Here is a 16,235-nt window from a genome sequence, read left to right as displayed (position 1 = left end):
CATCATGAAGTCCGCCCTCCTAGCGAGCCTCTCGGCGCTGACGCTCGCCGCGTGCGCCGCCGGCCCCGACTATGTCGCACCCATCACCCCACCCAAGGCGGCGGCGTCGTTCGTCACCGCGCCCTCTGTTAACGGCACCGCGGCCACCGTCACGACGGCGCCCGACAACGACTGGTGGCGGATGTACCGCGACCCCGTCCTAGACGGCCTCGTCGCGGATGCATTGGCAGCGAATACCGACCTCCGCGTCGCCGTCGCGCGGCTCGACAGCGCCCGCGCCTCCCTGCGCGGCGCGAAGACCGACCGCGAACCTCAGTTGAACGCGGGCGCGAGCGGCAATTACGCGCGCACCTCGCAGCTCCAGAACCTGCCCGGTCTCGACCGTGAGCGCGCCACCTACGACGTAGGGCTCGACGTCAGCTACGAGGTCGATCTCGCCGGCCGAGTCCGCCGCAACGTCGAAGCCGCCCGCGGTGACGTCGGCGCCGCGCAGGCCGATGCGGACGCCGTCCGCGTCTCGATCGTCGCCGCCACCACCCGCGCCTATGTCGACGCAGCCTCGTCCGCCGAGCGTCTGGCGGTCGCCCGGCGGATCGTCGACCTGCTCGACAAGTCGAACACGCTGACCGGCAAGCGCGTCGACGCCGGTCGCGCCGCCCGCCTCGACCAGGTCCGGATCGCAGCCCTGCGCGATCAGCGCGCCGCCAACATCCCGCAGATCGAAGCCGAGCGCCAGGCCGCGCTCTTCCGCATGGCCACGCTCACCGGCCGCACCCCGCAGGACCTGCCCGCAACCGCCGGCGCCCGCACCACCACGCCCCGCCTCGACCAGCCGATCCCGATTGGCGACGGCGCCGCGTTGCTAGCACGTCGCCCCGACGTCCAAGCCGCCGAACGTCGGCTGGCCGCGGCCACCGCGCGGATCGGCGTCCAGACCTCGCAGCTCTATCCGCAGATCTCGCTGGGCGGGTCGATCGGCTCGACCGCACTCAGCGTCGGCGACATCTTCACCGGCGGCCCGATCCGCTGGCTGCTTGGCCCCCTGCTGAACTGGTCGCTCAACCAGTCCGCCGCGCGCGCGCGCATCGCCGGCGCCGAGGCGGACTCGCGCGGCGCGCTCGCAAATTTCGACGGCAGCGTCCTCACCGCACTCGAGGAAACCGAGACCGCGCTATCGAACTACGCCCGCGAACTCGATCGCCGCACGCAGCTACAGTCCGCGCACGACAACGCCGCCACCGCCGCCCGCATCACCCGTGCCCGTCAACGCGAAGGCCAGATCGACTTCCTCGACGTCCTCGACGCCGAACGTACGCTAGCGGACACGGACACGGACCTCGCCGCCGCCGACTCGCGGATCGCAGGGGCGCAGGTCGACCTGTTCCGTGCGCTGGGCGGTGGCTGGCAGGCGCCGAGCCGCCCTGCCGCATGAGGTAGATCCATCGAGAACCGATGCGATAGCCAACATAATACTGTAAGGAGCAACTAAAGTAGATCAAGTCTGACGACGAACGGACCGCAGTATGACCGACGAGATCGCACAGACGGATACGAACGCCGCAGCGTGGCGTGATCGGGCCACGTATCATGAAGACCGGGCTGCGCAGGAACGGGTACTTGCCGTTTCCGCGCGCTCGGACGCGGCCTATACCGCGCATCGGGTCCTGAGCGAGCGACATCTTCAACTCGCGGCGACGGCCGAACTGGTCGCCGAAATGCCGGATGCCGAACCACCGCAAAGCTCGTCGCTGGAGCAGACCGGCGACCTGATCCGCCGGAGTTACGGTGATGTCGGATAGCGACCCTGCCAACCGGGTGATGTCAGGCGATGTCGGCCTTGCCGAGGTTGATCTTGTCGTAGAGCGCGAGCAAGGCGGTCACTTCCTCGACCACGGTTTCCTGCTCCGTCCGCCAGCGCTCGGTGGCGTCGTGCGACGGGATACCATCCTGCCCGTCATGCAGCGTAAACCCTTGGTCTATCAGCCAGATCGCGTCGCTCGCCCGCGAACGCTGTCGTCGCAGGTGATAGACCCATTGCTCGATTATCCCCGAAGGTACCAGTCTATCCAGATCGCCCATGACGCCGCGGTAGGGCAACGCCGACGCCAATACCAGCCTTCGGAAATTTTGCCGCAACACACTCCTTCCGGGGAGGATTTCGAGATTAACCGTGTTGCGAAATCCGGCCGCAATATCGTGCGGCCAAAAGCATGGTAATGGATTTCCTCCCGCACCCTTCCGTGATCGAACGCCGGATGGACGACCAGTCCGTGCTCGCGATTCAGGCACCGAACGCGATCATCGCGCGGATGCACGAAGAACTGGCGTTGCTGTACCGCGAGCAATTGGTCGCGCTGATCGAGCGCTGATCTGAATTGGGATGCGATGCAGCACCGACCCCGGTTAGAAGCCGACGGATGACCCGTTCCAACCCCCACCCCGACACCGCAAAAATCCTCTGGATCGGCACCTATGCCGGCGGAGGCGGTATGGGCATCTATCCGCTTGATCAAATCGGCACGCTTGCCCCGCCCTACGCGGATGCACGCAACGCATCGTTCGGCACATATTCGTCGCGGTTCGATCTTCACTATCTGGTCGACGAGCAGGACAATGGCGCGCTCGGCGTACACCGTCGCACCGCCTCGGGCTGGGTCCGGCTAGCGCATGTCCCGGTCGGTGGCGCAGCACCGTGCCATGCCGCGCTGGATCGCACGCAATCTGTCATCGCGGTCGCGAACTACGCGAGCGGCAGCGTCTCGGTGTTCCAGCTCGATCCACGGAGTGGCCTGCCGGTCGGCCAGCCTGTGGTGCACACCAATAGCGGTGGCGGTCCCGATTCCGAACGCCAGCAATCGCCACACGCGCACTGGGTCGGCTTCGGCCTCGACAATCAATTCCTGTATGTCGCCGATCTCGGCACCGACGAAGTGCTCGCCTTCTCGTTCGACGCGGAACGGGCAACACTTGAAGAGCCGTACACTGCGCTCAAGGCAGTGCCTGGATCAGGGCCCCGACACCTGCTGTTCCATGAGCAGCACACGCAATCGGCGTACTTAGCCTGTGAACTCGATAGCACGCTCATAGCGCTTACCGTCGAGGGCCGCGATCTGAAGCCCCGCATGTCACTATCGACCCTCCCCGCAGGCTGGCAGGGCGCGAATATCATCGCGCACATAGGTGCCAACTCGGCAGGCGACCGGCTGTACGTCTCCAACCGCGGCCATGACAGCATCGCGGTCTTTGCGCTGAGCGAAGGCGGCGATCCCACACTCCTCCAGCATATCGCCAGCGGAGGCGCATCGCCGCGCTTCTTTATTATCTTGGAAGAGGAACACCGGATGCTCGTCGTCCACGAACGCGATCAGCGAGTGACGATGCTCGATATCCTGCCGGACGGGACGCTCGCCTCGACTGACTTCGCGGTGCACGTCCCCGGCGCCGCGTTCGCCTTCATCGCTTAGCTGACGCTGGCGATGAGCAGCGTGAGTTCGGTACGGACCGGGTTGTCGTCGTTGCGGATGGGCTTCACCGCACGGCGCTTGACGGGATAGGACGCGCGCACCGCGTCGCACAAATCCTTGACCGAGACGCGCACGCACGCCCCTTCGTCGCAGACCAGGCGCGGCGTGCTGATCGTCTGGATGCAGGTCGTCGGCGTACCGGCCCAGGCTGGCGCCGCGCTCGACAAAAGACATGCGGCTGCGATCCGCAAAACGGTGTTCTTGGTCATCATGGTAGCTGGCCCCCCACAGGCAGTTGGTATCTGGTAAAGCGACCGTTAGGGGCGAAGTGGTTGCGATAACGTTTCAATCGGCGGGCAATCGTACGACGGCCCGCCGGTGGTAAGAAAACGACAACCGAAGCGATCAATCCGCTGCGATCGGGCCTTGCGGGGGGCTCGCGCGTCGCGTGAACCAGACGATGATCACCATCGCGAGGCACAGCCAGGCCGAGATGCGGAACAGGTCGGTCGATGCGAGCAGATACGCCTGTGCCACCATCTGCCGCGTGATCGCGCCTGCCGCCTGCACGTCGGTCAGCCCGATCCGCGTCAGCGCGCCCTGCGCCATCTGGTAGGGCGAACCGGTCCCGATCGCTTCCGACAACCGGCTCTGGTGGAGCGTCTCGCGGCGATCCCAGGCGGTCGTGATGATCGACGCGGCGAAGCTGCCCGAGGTGATGCGCGCGAAGTTCGAGATGCCCGTCGCCGACGGCAGCCGCTCCGCCGGAATACGGTCGAGCGAGATCGTCAGCATCGCGAGGAAGAACGTGCTCATCGCGATCCCCTGCACCATCAGCGGCAGCATCAGGTCGTAGAAGCTCGCCCCCGTCGTGTAGCCCGAGCGGAGGTAATAGGAGTAGCCGAACGACGCGAATGCCACCGTGGCAAGGATGCGCGCGTCGATCTTGCCGCTCAGTCGCGCGACGAATGGCGTCAGGATCACCGCCACCGCGCCCGAGGGTGCGGCGACCAGCCCCGCCCAGGTCGCGGTGTAGCCGAGCTGTGTCTGCAACCACAGCGGCAGCAGCAGCGTATTGGCGAAGAACACCGCATAGCCGAGGCAGAACGCGATCGTCCCGATCGTGAAGTTGCGGCTCTTGAACAGCGATAGGTTCACCGCCGGGTTGGCGTCGGTCAGCTCCCAGATGATCCAGCCGACAAAGCCGATCGCGGCGACGACCGCGGCGATGACGATCCGGTCGGCGGCGAACCAGTCGTCGTTCTTGCCGAGATCGAGCACGATCTGCAGCGCACCGACCCAGATCACCAGCAGGATCAGCCCGACCTGGTCGATCGGCAGCTTCCGCGTCGGCGTGTCGCGCTTGCCGAGCTTGTTCCAGCATACGAACGCGCAGAACATCCCGAACGGCACGTTGATCAGGAAAATCCAGCTCCAGTGGTAGTTATCGGAGATGTAGCCGCCAAGGATCGGCCCCATGATCGGCGCGACCAGCGTGGTCATCGACCAGATGCCGAGCGCGGTAGAGCGCTTATGGACGGGGAAGATCGCGATCAGCAGAGCCTGGCTGCCCGGGATCATCGGTCCGGATACCGCGCCCTGGAGGATGCGGAAGCCGATCAGCGAGGGCAGGTCCCACGCGATCCCGCACAGGAACGACGCGATGGTGAACAGGAAGACCGAGACGCAGAACGTCCGCACCACGCCGAACCGGCCCATCAGCCACCCGGTCAACGGCACCGCGACTCCGTTGGCGACGGCGAACGCCGTGACGATCCAGGTCGAGTTGTCGCTGGAAACGCCGAGATTACCGGCGATGGTGGGGAGAGAAACGTTGGCGATCGTCGTGTCGAGCACCTGCATGAAGGTGCCAAGCGCGAGCGCGAATGCGGTGAGGGCTAGCGAGCCGCCGACGAGAGGGGCGGGACCGGCACCGGAAGGGGCTGCCATCAGGTGGCACTCGCCTGAGAAGGGATGACCCAACCAAAGCCACCACCCCGGCGAAGGCCGGGGCCCAGTTGGGGGACGCTGGTGACGAAAGACAGCGCGCCGTTACGACCACCTTTCCAACTGGGCCCCGGCCTCCGCCGGGGTGGTGCAGCCTGAAGCGTGGAGGTTACCAACAAAATTGTTTCCCCGCGAAGGCGGGGACCCAGACTGGGCTCCCGCCTTCGCGGGAGAACAAGGAAAGCAGGACCGCACCGGAGTAATGGCCACCGCAAAATCATCACCGGTTGGCCGCGATGATCTGGCGGATCTTCGCGTCGACCGCGGCATCGCCCTGCCCGGTCTGAAGCCCCTTGTACGCCGCGACCGCGGGTCGCCCGACCATCGTCCCCGACTTGTTCGCGGTATCCACGATCGCGTTCACCGACAGCCCGACCCGCAACGGATTGCGCCGCAGCTCACCCTTGTCGAGCGCGATCCGCACCGGCACGCGCTGCGTGATCTTGATCCAGTTCCCGCTCGCGTTCTGCGGCGGCAGCAGCGCGAACGCATTGCCGCTACCCGCACCGAGCCCGACGACATGGCCATGATACACCAGGTCGTCCCCGTACATGTCCGCCGTCACCGTCGCCGCCTGCCCGATCCGCAGATCGCGCAACTGCGTCTCGCGGAAGTTCGCATCGACCCAGACCCGGTCGAGCGGCACCACCGCCATCAGCGGCAGTCCCGCCGAAACCTGCTGCCCAAGCTGCACCGTCCGCTGCGCGACCACGCCGTCGATCGGCGCAACGACGTGCATATGGCTCCGCGTGATCGCCGCGCGTCGATACGCCGCGATCGCCGCCAGCACCGCCGGGTTGTTGGACACCGTGGTGCCCACGACGCCGTTCTTCGACTGCGCCTGCTGGCTACGCGCAAGTTGCAGCGTCGCGCTCGCCACCTTCGCCTGGTCCGCCGCGTGGCTCAGCTCCTCGCCCGAGATCGCGCCCTCCGCGGCCGCCCCACGACGACGCGCGAGATCGTTCCGCGCCCGCGCCAGTTCGGCCTCGGCCTGCACGACCGCAGCCCCGGTCTCGTTCACCTTCGAGAAGTCCGACCGTGTCGCGCGCACCGCCCGCGCGAGTTCCGCCTCCGCCGAAGCCACGCCGACATCGGCAGTCGCAGCGTCGAGGTCGATCAACGGCTGGCCCGCCTTCACGACTTGCGTATTGTCGGCATGGATCGCGGTCACCTGCCCCGGATCGCGCGCGGTGATCGCCACCACGTCGCCCGCGACATAGGCATCGTCGGTCTCCTGCTCGGGCGCAGCGAGCAGGAAGTGGAACACCGCCCACACGATCGCGCCGATCACGACGACCACGCCTAGGATCGTCAGCGCGCGCTTCCGTGCACGTGGATTGCCGGTCGGAGCTGCGGCGGGCGCCGGCGTTTGCGTATCGGTCATCGCGTCATCCCCTGAAAATCATAACCACCACCCAGCGCCAGCACGAGCTGCACGCGCTGTTGCGCGGCATCGGCGGCGAGGTCGGCATCGGCCTGCTCGGCGGCCAGCGTGCGGACATCGTTGTCGACCAGATCGAGCCGGCTATCGAGGCCGCTCGACACCCGGATCGCGTTCAGCCGCCCGGTCTCGGCATAGCCGCGCACCACCTCGCGCTGTCGCTGCCGGTCGGCGTCGAGCGCCCCGATCCGTGCCACCGCATCGCCCGCCTCGCGGACCGCACCGATCACCCGGTCGTTATAATCTGCGGTCGCCAGATCGAGCGCGGCGGTCGCGCCCGCGAGATCCGCCTTCAACCGGCCATTGTCGAAGATCGGCAGGTGGATCGCCGGCCCGACGCCGACCGTGCCGGCATCGAGCGAGAACAGATTGCCGAGCCCGACCGCCTGGAACCCTGCGAGCGCCGCGAGATTGACGTTCGGATAGAACGCCTTCCGCGCAACCTGACGCCCGGCGGCCGCAGCCTCGATCCGCGCCTGCGCCGCCGCGATATCGGCACGTCGCGCGAGCAGGTCGGCCGGTACGGTCTTCGGCAACGGCAGCGCCGCATCGAGCCGCAACGCAGTCGCACCGATCGTCGCCGGATAATCCGCGCCACGCCCTGCCAGTGCCGCCAGCGCATTCTTCGCGAGCACCCGCGCCGCCTGCGCGCTCAGCAACGCCTGCCGCGCCTGCGCCAGCAGCGTCGTCGCGGCCTGCGCGTCGAGCTTGCTCGCCAGATTGTTGCGGATCCGCACGTTCACCAGCTTCAGCGAATTCTGGCGCGTCGCGATCGTCCGCTGCGCGATACCCGCCTGCGCCTCGGCGCGTTCGAGATCGATATAGGTCTGCACGACCGCCCCCGACAGCGCCATCCGCGCCGCCGCAACGTCGAGCGAAGCCGCACGCACCGACGCCCGCGCGCCCTCGATCGCAGCCTTCTGGCGTCCGAACAGATCGAGGTTCCAGCTGAGGTTCGCCGCGGTCGACCCGACGAACCGTGTCGACCCCGCATAGGGCGGTGGGATCGTATAGCGACCGCTCAGCCGCGCGAGTTGCTCTTGCGCATCGAGCGTCACGTCGGGGCCATTGTCAGCACGCCGCGTCGACAGCACCGCTTGCGCCTGCGCGACCCGTGCCAGCGCCGCATCGAGCGACGGGCTGCCCGCGACCGCATCGCGCACCAGCCGATCGAGCTGCGGATCGCCGAACGACCGCCACCAGTCGGCCGCGATCACCGGCGCGGCGTCCGGAGCCAGCCCCAGCGCAGTGGCCGATACCGGCTCCACGACGGTCTTCGACGCCGGGATCGCGCATCCCGCGAGCAGCCCCGCCACCGTGAGCGGGGCCAGGGCAGTGCCAATCTTCATGCGCGGCGTCCTTGTGTCAGAGCGTCGTCCAGCGTCGTGCGGAGCTTCTGCATCAATTCGATTAGCTTCTCGATTTCAGCCCGGTCCCAGCCCGTCAGCAGACTATTCCAGTATTCGATGATCTTATCGCGACACCGGATCGCAACCGCCTCGCCGTCGGACGTCAGTTCGAGATTCAACACGCGCCGGTCGTCGCTCGCGCGCGACCGCGTGACCCACCCGTTCTGCTCCATCGCGTCGACCAGCCGCGTCGTCGCACCCTTGTCGTGCGAAAGATCGCGCGCGAGGTCGGCACACGTCGCCGCCCGGCCTGCGAGGATGGACATGAGCGCCGACCACTGCGTCCCGGACAGACCCTCCGCCGCGAACACCGGCTCGATCAGACTCTGCCCGATCTGATGGATCCGTCGCGCGAGGTAGCCGAGCGAACAGTCCGGTCCGAATTCCGATTTGGTGTAGAACGCCATTTCGTTGCTATGGCAACCATTGCCCAGGCAGTCAATTGCGCGTTTTGCATGTTGAGGTGATGACGGCGGACGTTCGTGTTGTGGCGGCCCGAGGTACGACAAGTCGTCCAAGCGCGCGCTCCGACCCTCCGTCATCCTGACGAAAGTCAGGATCCAGGGTAACGGATGACCGCCCTTCACGGCTTTGGATCCTGACTTTCGTCAGGACGGCGGACTGGTGGATGGACGCGCCTCGAAAGCGTTCAGTCCCCCAAATCTCAGGCCAGCTCGGCCGCGAATATGAAAAAGGGCCACCCGCATGAGCGGATGACCCTTTCGCCATTCCAACGATCTGGAACTGCCCCGATCAGAAGCGGATCTTGATCGAACCCTTGTACGACTGGTTCGACACGTCCTTGCGCTCGACGGTGGTATCAGCACCGACCGAGATGTCGACGCTGTCGCCGACCAGAGTCAATCCGGCGCTGATCTCGCCCCAGTTCTTGTCCTGCCCGGCCAGCGCGAACAGTGCGTTCGGACCGATCCCGCCGACGAAGTTCGCACCGAACACGCCCGGCGTCGACTGGAAGTCGTGGACGTAGTTCGCCGCAGCATACGGCCGGATCGAGGTGCCGCCGCTGAGCGTCAGCCCGGCGCGACCCTGCAGGCTGTCGAAGCTGTCGCGATCGACGAACAGAGCCGGTCCGCCGCCATTCTCGATCGACTTGCCGAAGCCGATATGGCTGGCGCGCATCGACACGCGCGGGCCGACCTTGAGCATCGACAGGTCGAACGCCTTGCCAAGCCCAACCTCGCTGACGACGGTCAACGCGTTGTCGGTGCCGCGAAGACGATAGCTAGTGCCAACGAAGCCGACATTGCGATCGGTCTTGGCGACGAACGCGCCCGCGCTGAACTGCGTATCGAGGACGATCCCCGATGCGGTCTCCAGCTTGCCGTACAGCGTGCCCTGGAACAGCTCGCCCTTCGCGCGCTGCGCGATCCCGCCGGTTGTTCCGTCGGTGTTGGTGTACGAGAACGAGAAGCCGATCACGCCGCCCTCGCCTGCCTGCTTTTCAAGACCGACAGCCGCGAAATAGCCGTCGAACTTGTCATGCCCGCCGAACGGATTGGTCCCCGGCATCGACCGGCTCTTGCCGTCGATATAGCCGCCCGCGATGAAGCCGCTCATGTCGTCGGGCAGACGACCCTGCTGCAACACGGTGCCGCTCGAGTCGCTCATCGTGTCCTGCCCACCCGGCAGGTCGCTCGCCATCAGCGAGGCGACCTGGACCGGCTTGCCGATCAGCGCGAGCGTACCGCCGAGCCCGCCACGCGTATCGATCTGCGCGATGTGATCACGGTAGAAGCGCGACATCGTGTCGATCGACGCGACGCCGAGGCTCGACTTGAGCGTCTCGGCCCGCGGCGCAAGGCCCTCGAGCGTCGAGCGGATCGTCGCCGCATTCTGCAGGTCGAGCGAGCCATATACCCCACTCAGCGCCGCATAGTTGGAGCGGTTCTGGTCGAGCAGCCCGGCATAGGCCGACTGGACCGGCGTTGCATCGACGACGTTGCGATACTGACCCGCGAGGATCCGGACCTGCACCGCATTGGCACTGTAGACGTAGCTCGGTGTCAGGATCGCGCTCAGCGGGGTCGCCGCACCGAACGCGCCCGTGATGCCGCCCTGTGCGGTCAGGATCGTGTAGAGATCGTTATACCGCACGGTATAGCCGGCGACCGGCGCGAACCCGACGCGACCGCTGAGGCTGACGATGCCGTTGGTCGCGGCCCCTGCCGCATTGAACGTCGTCGCCGCGAAGGCGAGCTTGTCCGAGGTGCCGTTCGGGCCGAGATCGACCAGCAGGTTGGTGCTCGAGGCGAGCACGCCGTTGCCGCCGATCGTCAGCGTGCCGATCGTCCCCGTCGTGCCGGGTGCGATCATCCCGGCGACGCTGGTGAAGAATGGCGTGTTGATCCGCCCCGAACCGGTGAGCATGCCCGACAGCATGAAGTAATCGCCGGGGGTCGAGATCACGCCGTCGTTCTGGACGACGCCGGTCACCTGGTTGATCGCCATCAGGCTGGTGAGCGACCCGGCCGACGTCACCGCCAGCTTCGCCGTGCTGCCCGCGACGGTGAACTTGTCGACCGTCACCGCGGAGTTTAGCGTGGTCGTGCCCGCCGCCGACAACGTGACGTCGTAATAGCGTGCGCTACGCTGTGTCGTGCGATCGGGATCGATGTTGTTTGGCACGAAATTGCTCGCGCCCGGCAGGCCGTTGGCAAGCGTGGGCGACAGCGCCGCTAGCGCAGGTCCGGCGGCAGGACGTGGCCCGTTGGCCACCGGTACGCCGCCGATCGTCTCGACGCCGGTCTTCACATCGAGACAGTCGATCTCAAAGCAGACCTGACCGAACTTGTTGCCATCGCCTGCGATGCCCGCACCGACGGTGGTGGGAACGCCGTTCACGAGCTTGCCGTCGACGATGATCTGGTAGTTCGGATCGAGCGCGGTCACCCAGTGCGACGCATCGGTCCACAAGCCGTCGCCGGTCTTGGTCTGCACATAGCGATAGGGGTTGTTGGCAGCGATATAGTCCGCGAACAGATACAGCGGCTGGTAGAAACTCGCCGTCCCGTAAGCTCCGAACGGTGTCTCGTTGTAAAAGCGGTTACCGCCCGACAACACGCCGATCACGACCTGCTTGGCGAAAGTCCGGTCGAGGATCAGCGGCCCACCCGAATCCCCACCTGCGGTCGTTCCCTCGTTGGGTAGTGCGTTGTCCTTGAAAATGTTGAAGTCGTACGGGCTGGCAGCGGCGGTGCCACGGCGGGGATCGTCGAAATCGAGCTGATACAGGTTCTGCGGCATCCCATCGATCGAGCCGTAGAGGAAGCCGTTGAGGTCGTCGAACGAGCCGAGGATGCCGATCGTGTTCTCGGCGATGCGACGGCGGTAATCGATTCCGTTGGTGTCGCCGACGAGCGTACCGCCCTGGCCGTTGCGACCATAGCCGGTGATCGTGACGTGGTAGCCGGTGCCGGTGGTGTCGCTGATCGCGGCAGGTGCGGGCAGCGCCGACAGCAGCAGCGCCCAGGTCGGCACGTTGGCCGCGGGCGTGTCCAGCGTCGCGATCGCGACGTCGCCCTGCAGGAAGTTCTGCGCGAGCCCGAGCTTCAGCGAGTCGGCGTTATAGACGACCTGGTTGACGTTATAGAGGAAGTTGGCGGTGTTGGTCTTGTACTGCTGCGTGTTGACCGCGCCGGTCGCGGTGGTCGGTAGGAACCAGTCGAGCAGCGCTGGACGGTTGTTCTGCTGGAAACCGAACGCGATCGGGATGCCACCGCCCTGCGCGCCGTAGCCCCAGGGGTTTTGCGCGCCGGTGCCGGCAGCGTTCTCGTTCACGCAGTGCGCGGCGAAGATCACGGTGCGCGGATTGATCAGCGTCCCCGTGCACAGGCCGACGCCGCCGCCGCCCGTCGAGATCGTCATCTGGCCTACGCCGTTGACGCCGCCAGCGACATCCTGCGCTGTGGTCGGCGTGCCCGGCGCCGAGATCACGATGTTGGGTTCTGAAACGACATCGACCGGGTTCAGCGTGCTTCCATAGGCGATCGATTCCATGCGCGGCAGGCGGTCCTGCGCGGCAGCGATCGATGGCAGCGTCGCCGCGGCGAGCAACGCCGTCGAGGTCAGCAGAGTCGCGCGCGCATGGCGCGATCCGGTGCGTGCGCCGCGCGTGCGCAAGGTAGCGATAGTCGTCACGTTACATCCCCTTGTTCGCGCCACCCGCTCTGGGACGTACGCCAATATGGAGAGGGTATGCAGACCATTTTGGGAACGCAATCAATGACTACGCCTTATTCAGGGAACTGTAACATTCTGTCTTAAACGTTGTAAAATTGTCACCGCTCGGCCGGTTTGGACGCTTCGGTGTTTCGTGACGACAGCGGCGATAATGAACAGAGGCGGTGCCCGGCTTGGCACCATCACGCGCTTGTTGGAGGGTTGTCCGCCAGTTCGTCGAGGCAATGTGCCAGCAACGCCGCCATTAGATACCGTCGCTGCGCATCGGCAATTGCCAAGGCATGTTCGATGGCATCGCGCAAAATCCGCGTTTCTTCGGTATCGGGGCCCATACCCCCACGTTCGCCGCCGGAGCGATCGTGCGCAATGCGCTAGGTTATCACGGCGCTCGGCAACCTGTGTTAGCCACGAAATCGCGCTATTTTTGCTAGCGCGTCGCAACCGCGATCTGTCATGTTAGCGTATGGCAATCGACACCGACTCGGCCCGCACCGCGGAAAACCTCCTCACGGTACGCGACATGCGTGGGGAAATATTTCCCAGCGAGATCTTCGACGAACACGCGTGGAACATGCTGCTACGGCTGTTCGTCGCGGAAGCCAGCGATGAAGCCATTACCGCACCCGACCTGATGGCGCTCACGAAGACGCCGCCCGCGGTGGGCCAGCGCTGGCTCGCCCATCTCGTCGCGGATGCGCAGATCGAGCCCTATTCGGACGGCGGTACGATAACGCTTACCCGTTCCGCGGTCGATCGCATGAACCTGTTCCTGCGACGCGCCGCCGGCGTCCACGAAAGCGATGGTCCCGCCTGACGCGCCAGTGCACTCGTCCACTCGGCAACGCGAAGGCGGAATAACCGGCCTACGGCACTCCCGCGCCCTTCCCCGATGCGCTCCCCCTTGCTAAGGCCCCTCCGGTAACAGCATTTTTCGCTCGGTCCCCGACGCGCCCGCGTGGCCTATACGGCTGCTTTCCCCTCGGCGCCCGGCGGCCCGACGCCCACGGGAAGGACCCCTATGACTGCCATCGGCCAGGACACCCTCAAGACCCGCACCAGCCTCTCCACCGGCGGCAAGTCGTACGACTATTACAGCCTCGCCAAGGCGTCCGAGCAGCTCGGCGACATCAGCCGCCTGCCGTTCTCGATGAAGGTCCTTCTCGAGAATTTGCTCCGCTTCGAGGACGGCGTGACCGTCACCCGCGAGGATATCCAGGCGATCGTCGACTGGCAGAAGGAGCGTCGCAGCGACCGCGAGATCCAGTACCGCCCCGCCCGCGTACTTATGCAGGATTTCACCGGTGTTCCCTGCGTGGTCGACCTCGCCGCGATGCGCGACGCGATGACCAAGCTTGGCGGCAACCCCGAGAAGATCAACCCGCAGGTCCCCGTCCACCTCGTCATCGATCACTCGGTGATGGTCGACGAGTTCGGCACGCCCCAGGCGTTCCACGACAACGTCGATCTCGAATACGAGCGCAACATCGAGCGCTACGAGTTCCTGAAGTGGGGCAGCAAGGCGCTCGACAATTTCCAGGTCGTCCCCCCCGGCACCGGCATCTGCCACCAGGTGAACCTCGAATATATCGGCCAGGCAGTCTGGTCGTCGGCGTCGTCGGGTGACCACGGCGACGGCACGATGATCGCGTATCCGGATACGCTGGTCGGCACCGACAGCCACACGACGATGATCAACGGCCTGGGCGTGCTCGGCTGGGGCGTCGGCGGGATCGAGGCCGAGGCCGCGATGCTCGGCCAGCCCGTGTCGATGCTGATCCCCGAGGTCGTCGGCTTCAAACTGCTCGGCAAGCTGAACGAGGGCATCACCGCCACCGATCTCGTGCTCACCGTCACGCAGATGCTGCGCGCCAAGGGCGTGGTCGGCCGCTTCGTCGAGTTCTTCGGCCCCGGCCTGTCGTCGATGACGCTCGCCGATCGCGCGACGATCGCCAACATGGCGCCCGAATACGGCGCGACCTGCGGCTTCTTCCCGATCGACGACAAGACGCTCGATTACATGCGCCTCACGGCACGTTCGGACGAGAATGTCGAGCTGGTCGAAGCATATGCCAAGGCGAACGGCTTCTGGCGCGACGAGAACGCCGAGGACCCCGTCTTCACCGACACGCTCGAGCTCGACATGGGCACCGTCGTCGCGTCGCTCGCAGGCCCGAAGCGCCCGCAGGACCGTGTCAGCCTCAACAAGGTCGACGAGGTGTTCAACAGCGACCTCCACAAGCTGTACCACAAGGAGCAGCCCGCGCGCGTCGCCGTGGAAGGCCGCGAGCATGACATCGGCGACGGCGACGTCGTCATCGCCGCGATCACCAGCTGCACCAACACGTCGAACCCGTCGGTGCTGGTCGCCGCAGGGCTCGTCGCACGCAAGGCGAACGCGCTCGGCCTGAAGTCGAAGCCGTGGGTGAAGACCTCGCTCGCCCCCGGTTCGCAGGTCGTCACCGACTATCTCGACAAGGCCGGGCTTACCGCGGACCTCAACGCGCTCGGCTTCAACCTCGTCGGCTATGGCTGCACGACCTGCATCGGCAACTCGGGGCCGCTGGCCCCTGCGATTTCGGCCGCGATCAACGAGAACGACCTCGTCGCTGCGTCGGTGCTCTCGGGCAACCGCAACTTCGAAGGCCGCGTGTCGCCGGACGTTCGCGCCAACTTCCTCGCCTCGCCGCCGCTCGTCGTCGCCTATGCGATCAAGGGCACCGTCACGACCGACATGATCGAGACGCCGCTGGGCCAGGGTTCGGACGGCCAGGACGTGTATCTGCGCGATATCTGGCCGACCAACGAGGAAGTTCGCACGACGATGGACGCCAACATCGACGCCGGCATGTTCGGCGCGCGCTACGGCGACGTCTATGCGGGTGACGCCAAGTGGCGCGAGATCGACGTCACGGGCTCGGACACGTACGCATGGCGCGCAGGGTCGACCTATGTCGCGAACCCGCCGTACTTCGAGGGCCTCAGCATGACGCCGTCGCCGGTGCAGGACATCATCGACGCCAAGCCGCTCGCGATCCTCGGCGATTCAATCACCACCGATCACATCTCGCCGGCCGGTTCGATCAAGGCCGACAGCCCCGCGGGCCGCTTCCTGCAGGAGCATCAGGTCAGCAAGGCGGACTTCAACAGCTACGGCGCACGCCGCGGCAACCATGATGTCATGATGCGCGGCACTTTCGCCAACATCCGCATCAAGAACGAGATGGTCCCCGGCATCGAGGGCGGCATGTCGAAGTACGACGGCGAGGTCATGGCGATCTACGACGCGGCGATGCGCTTCAAGCAGGACGGCACCCCGCTGGTGATCGTCGCCGGCAAGGAATACGGCACCGGCTCGTCGCGCGACTGGGCGGCGAAGGGCACCAACCTGCTCGGCGTCCGCGCGGTCATCACCGAAAGCTTCGAGCGCATCCACCGCTCGAACCTGGTCGGCATGGGCGTGCTGCCATTGCAGTTCGCGGAAGGCACCGATCGCAAGACGCTCGGCCTCGACGGCTCGGAGACCTTCACGATCCTCGACGTCGCGAGCATCCGTCCGCGTCAGGACGTCACCGTGGAGATGACCCGCGCTGACGGGTCGAGCGAGACGTTCCACACCAAGTGCCGGATCGATACCGTCAACGAGCTGGAATACTTCCTAAACGGCGGCATCCTCCACTACGTCCTGCGCAAGCTGGCCGCGTAAGACTGCGCCCT

Annotated in this window: 14 protein-coding genes; 6 read left to right on the top strand and 8 right to left on the bottom strand. The window is 66.0% G+C overall.

The genetic code is table 11. The annotated features are described in order from the left end of the window. Positions 1–4: 4 nt before the first annotated feature. Both ASE82_RS00915 and ASE82_RS00910 read left to right on the top strand, forming a co-directional pair. Positions 5–1,432, top strand: a complete 1,428-nt coding sequence (locus tag ASE82_RS00915; protein WP_156348716.1) for an efflux transporter outer membrane subunit — start codon at positions 5–7, stop codon at positions 1,430–1,432. A 91-nt stretch (positions 1,433–1,523) separates the two neighbouring features. Further along, positions 1,524–1,799, top strand: a complete 276-nt coding sequence (locus ASE82_RS00910) for a hypothetical protein (protein WP_056057707.1) — start codon at positions 1,524–1,526, stop codon at positions 1,797–1,799. Positions 1,800–1,821: 22 nt separating this feature from the next. Here ASE82_RS00910 and ASE82_RS00905 read toward each other — a convergent pair whose 3' ends face one another. After that, positions 1,822–2,136 carry a hypothetical protein gene (locus ASE82_RS00905; protein WP_235524321.1) on the bottom strand — a complete coding sequence of 105 codons (315 nt, stop codon included), beginning with the start codon at positions 2,134–2,136 and terminating at the stop codon, positions 1,822–1,824. A gap of 74 nt (positions 2,137–2,210) precedes the next feature. Here ASE82_RS00905 and ASE82_RS19200 point away from each other — a divergent pair, with 74 nt between their 5' ends. Then, positions 2,211–2,369 carry a hypothetical protein gene (locus ASE82_RS19200; protein WP_156348715.1) on the top strand — a complete coding sequence of 53 codons (159 nt, stop codon included), beginning with the start codon at positions 2,211–2,213 and terminating at the stop codon, positions 2,367–2,369. A gap of 48 nt (positions 2,370–2,417) precedes the next feature. Further along, positions 2,418–3,464 (top strand): lactonase family protein, encoded by a 1,047-nt coding sequence (locus ASE82_RS00900; RefSeq protein ID WP_056057704.1) that lies wholly within the window; start codon positions 2,418–2,420, stop codon positions 3,462–3,464. Here ASE82_RS00900 and ASE82_RS00895 read toward each other — a convergent pair. The 7 genes from ASE82_RS00895 to ASE82_RS19195 form a co-directional block, all read right to left on the bottom strand. Further along, entirely contained in the window at positions 3,461–3,736 is a 276-nt protein-coding gene (locus ASE82_RS00895) for a hypothetical protein (RefSeq protein ID WP_056057701.1), read from the bottom strand. The two genes, ASE82_RS00900 and ASE82_RS00895, sit on opposite strands and share 4 nt — an antisense overlap. A 133-nt stretch (positions 3,737–3,869) precedes the next feature. Next, the gene (locus ASE82_RS00890) at positions 3,870–5,414 is read right to left on the bottom strand and encodes a DHA2 family efflux MFS transporter permease subunit (RefSeq protein ID WP_056057698.1); all 1,545 of its coding nucleotides are present in this window, start codon (positions 5,412–5,414) and stop codon (positions 3,870–3,872) included. 277 nt (positions 5,415–5,691) lie between these two features. Next, positions 5,692–6,855, bottom strand: coding sequence for an efflux RND transporter periplasmic adaptor subunit (locus ASE82_RS00885; protein WP_056057695.1), 1,164 nt, complete (start codon positions 6,853–6,855; stop codon positions 5,692–5,694). Then, positions 6,852–8,261 (bottom strand): efflux transporter outer membrane subunit, encoded by a 1,410-nt coding sequence (locus ASE82_RS00880; protein WP_056057692.1) that lies wholly within the window; start codon positions 8,259–8,261, stop codon positions 6,852–6,854. Before ASE82_RS00880 ends, ASE82_RS00885 begins: the two co-directional genes overlap by 4 nt. After that, on the bottom strand, positions 8,258–8,728 hold the full coding sequence (locus ASE82_RS00875) for a MarR family winged helix-turn-helix transcriptional regulator (RefSeq protein ID WP_056057690.1): 471 nt from the start codon (positions 8,726–8,728) through the stop codon (positions 8,258–8,260). Before ASE82_RS00875 ends, ASE82_RS00880 begins: the two co-directional genes overlap by 4 nt. 346 nt (positions 8,729–9,074) lie before the next feature. Continuing rightward, positions 9,075–12,479: an autotransporter family protein gene (locus ASE82_RS00870; RefSeq protein WP_235524319.1), complete on the bottom strand. Its 3,405-nt coding sequence runs from the start codon at positions 12,477–12,479 to the stop codon at positions 9,075–9,077. A 224-nt stretch (positions 12,480–12,703) separates the two neighbouring features. Continuing rightward, the gene (locus ASE82_RS19195; protein WP_156348714.1) at positions 12,704–12,853 is read right to left on the bottom strand and encodes a hypothetical protein; all 150 of its coding nucleotides are present in this window, start codon (positions 12,851–12,853) and stop codon (positions 12,704–12,706) included. 131 nt (positions 12,854–12,984) lie between these two features. Here ASE82_RS19195 and ASE82_RS00865 point away from each other — a divergent pair, with 131 nt between their 5' ends. Continuing rightward, positions 12,985–13,335 carry a hypothetical protein gene (locus tag ASE82_RS00865; RefSeq protein ID WP_056057684.1) on the top strand — a complete coding sequence of 117 codons (351 nt, stop codon included), beginning with the start codon at positions 12,985–12,987 and terminating at the stop codon, positions 13,333–13,335. 204 nt (positions 13,336–13,539) lie between these two features. Further along, entirely contained in the window at positions 13,540–16,224 is a 2,685-nt protein-coding gene (gene acnA, locus ASE82_RS00860) for an aconitate hydratase AcnA (RefSeq protein ID WP_056057681.1), read from the top strand. Positions 16,225–16,235 lie beyond the last annotated feature (11 nt).

Source organism: Sphingomonas sp. Leaf230, assembly GCF_001421745.1.
Classification (GTDB): domain Bacteria; phylum Pseudomonadota; class Alphaproteobacteria; order Sphingomonadales; family Sphingomonadaceae; genus Sphingomonas.
This window is presented reverse-complemented; position numbering and strand designations above follow the sequence as displayed.

Coding starts and splice junctions, on each gene's coding strand:
- ASE82_RS00915 (WP_156348716.1), top strand. CDS start 5: ATGAAGTCCGCCCTCCTAGCGAGCCTCTCGGCGCTGACGCTCGCCGCG.
- ASE82_RS00910 (WP_056057707.1), top strand. CDS start 1,524: ATGACCGACGAGATCGCACAGACGGATACGAACGCCGCAGCGTGGCGT.
- ASE82_RS19200 (WP_156348715.1), top strand. CDS start 2,211: ATGGTAATGGATTTCCTCCCGCACCCTTCCGTGATCGAACGCCGGATG.
- ASE82_RS00900 (WP_056057704.1), top strand. CDS start 2,418: ATGACCCGTTCCAACCCCCACCCCGACACCGCAAAAATCCTCTGGATC.
- ASE82_RS00895 (WP_056057701.1), bottom strand. CDS start 3,736: ATGATGACCAAGAACACCGTTTTGCGGATCGCAGCCGCATGTCTTTTG.
- ASE82_RS00890 (WP_056057698.1), bottom strand. CDS start 5,414: ATGGCAGCCCCTTCCGGTGCCGGTCCCGCCCCTCTCGTCGGCGGCTCG.
- ASE82_RS00885 (WP_056057695.1), bottom strand. CDS start 6,855: ATGACCGATACGCAAACGCCGGCGCCCGCCGCAGCTCCGACCGGCAAT.
- ASE82_RS00880 (WP_056057692.1), bottom strand. CDS start 8,261: ATGAAGATTGGCACTGCCCTGGCCCCGCTCACGGTGGCGGGGCTGCTC.
- ASE82_RS00875 (WP_056057690.1), bottom strand. CDS start 8,728: ATGGCGTTCTACACCAAATCGGAATTCGGACCGGACTGTTCGCTCGGC.
- ASE82_RS19195 (WP_156348714.1), bottom strand. CDS start 12,853: ATGGGCCCCGATACCGAAGAAACGCGGATTTTGCGCGATGCCATCGAA.
- ASE82_RS00865 (WP_056057684.1), top strand. CDS start 12,985: ATGGCAATCGACACCGACTCGGCCCGCACCGCGGAAAACCTCCTCACG.
- acnA (WP_056057681.1), top strand. CDS start 13,540: ATGACTGCCATCGGCCAGGACACCCTCAAGACCCGCACCAGCCTCTCC.